1 protein-coding gene is annotated in these 253 nt (G+C 38.3%); it reads left to right on the top strand.

Annotated elements, in window-relative coordinates; genetic code table 11:
• Positions 1 to 253: condensation domain-containing protein (locus SB659_RS20075; RefSeq protein ID WP_410551695.1), on the top strand; the 253-nt coding region annotated here is incomplete at both ends.

Here is a 253-nt window from a genome sequence, read left to right as displayed (position 1 = left end):
AGAAAACAAGGGTGAAAAGCATCAAAATGCAGAATCTTATTGGTTAGATCAATTTGAAGGAGAACTACCTGTGTTGGAGCTGCCAAGTTGTAAGCCACGTCCTTTGATACAGACTTACAACGGAGACAATATCAGTCAATTGTTTTCAATAGAATTTACAGAAAAGCTTAAGAAGTATTCGGAGAAACACGGCGCAACACTATTCATGACTTTAATGTCAGGTGTTAACGCATTACTCTACCGATATACAGGC

The sequence above is a fragment of the Arthrobacter sp. SIMBA_036 genome (genome assembly GCF_046535135.1).
Classification (GTDB): domain Bacteria; phylum Actinomycetota; class Actinomycetes; order Actinomycetales; family Micrococcaceae; genus Arthrobacter.
The sequence above is the reverse complement of the archived record's forward strand: the minus strand, read 5'-3'. Positions and strand labels throughout refer to the sequence as shown.